Here is a 1,639-nt window from a genome sequence, read left to right as displayed (position 1 = left end):
TCAGACTTCGGTCAGCAGCGCTTCGCCGTAACTCTTGAATAGGATCGGCACGCTTCGGGTTTCCAGCAAACCTTCATTGATTTGATAGTCCTGGTCATCCAGCAGATTCTGGTACCCACCATCAGGCAAATCGACAGCAACTTTGGCAACTTTCCCATCCAGACAGAAAATGCCCGTCAGCCTTTCGTTCCCGTGCCGATAATAGCCGATAACTGTCTCCGCTCCGGAGGCTGCCTTCAGGTCGTAACTCCCTTCCCGAACGGCCGCTTCCCTTTTGAAACGTTGCAGCCGCTGCAGCAAGGGCGTCAGATCCTCCTCGCTGGCCCACGCAATCGGATCCTTTTCGAACAGATCCGGCAGATGGTCCGTCGCGGTCTCCTGTCCGCCGAAGAGCAGCAGCGTCCCTTTCTGGAAATAGGCAAAGGCAGTCCAATTCCGCAATCTGCCGATGTCATCGATCTTTGAGCGGATGCGCGGGTGATCATGGTTCTCCAAGAAACGCAGTTTGACGTAATTCACGGGATAGATGCCGTCCTGGAAAAGAAGGACATCCAGATAGTTTTTGAGGCTGATTCCCCCCCAGAAGTAAGCCTGCTGGAAATCGTGCACATCATAGTCGTAGGTGATATCGAACGCTTCATACAATTCACTGTCGGAGTGGCCTATATTGCCGCGGTCCCGATTCATCCTCAGAAAACTCGGGTGGACTGATTCGGCCAACCAGACGACGCCTTCTTTGACTTCTGCGACTTCTTTTCTGGCGCGGACCCAAAAGTCCAAGGGCACGAGACTCGCGACATCGCAGCGGAAGCCGTCCACAATCGAAGCCCACTGTTTCAACGTCTCAATCTGATAATCCCACAAAGCCGAATGGCTGTAATCCAAGTCGACGATGTCGTACCACTCGCCGACTTTGTTGCCCATTTCGCCGTTCGGTCTACGGTAAAACCACTCCGGATGTTGTTCGACAAGCCGTGAGTCCGGTGAAGTGTGGTTGTATACAACATCGATCATCACCTTCATGCCCAAATTTTGGATCGCGGTGGCCAGTTCTTTGAAATCGTCCAACGTCCCATAGGCAGGATTGACGGCACGGTAATCTTTGATGGCGTAGGGACTGCCTTCCACCCCTTTGCGCTTTGTTTCGCCGATGGGATGGATCGGCATGAACCAGATGATGTCCACACCCAGCCCCCGGATCCGTTGCAGATCAGGGATGATGGCAGCAAAAGTCCCTTCAGGTGTGTGGTTCCGCACATATATGCAATAGATGATTTCATTCCGTAAGTTCAATCGCGTGTCTTTTGCCATAAGGATCCTCCTTGACTAGTTTAACTATTGTAATCGGTCTGGAAAACAGCCACACCGTAAGGCGCCAGGTATAAGGTTTCCCCTTCCATTCTGTTCCCTTCATTCTGCAACAGAATCTGGCGGTAAGCATGCTGTTCCAACGGGTGAAGCACGAATTCGCGCGGTTGGTCCGTGACGTTACAAATGACCAAACCGACTTTTTTGTCCATCACGCGCTCGTAGACAAAGAAGTCATCGTGCGTATCCCAGAGACGATAGTCCCCGTCAATGAACAAATCCGTCTTCTTCAGATCCAATACTTTCCGGTAAAAATGCAGGATACTCTCGG

2 protein-coding genes are annotated in these 1,639 nt (G+C 51.9%); both read right to left on the bottom strand.

From position 1 onward, the window contains the following. Positions 1–1,311, bottom strand: coding sequence for an alpha-amylase family glycosyl hydrolase (locus tag WBV27_RS02610; protein ID WP_424199160.1), 1,311 nt, complete (start codon positions 1,309–1,311; stop codon positions 1–3). 20 nt (positions 1,312–1,331) lie between these two features. Then, positions 1,332–1,639 (bottom strand): alpha-glucosidase C-terminal domain-containing protein (locus WBV27_RS02605; RefSeq protein WP_424199158.1); only part of this gene is annotated, 308 nt, incomplete at its 5' end.

Source organism: Trichococcus sp. (assembly GCF_049589555.1).
Classification (GTDB): Bacteria; Bacillota; Bacilli; order Lactobacillales; family Aerococcaceae; genus Trichococcus.
Note: the sequence above shows the minus strand (reverse complement) of the source record. Positions and strands in the feature narration are given on the sequence as shown.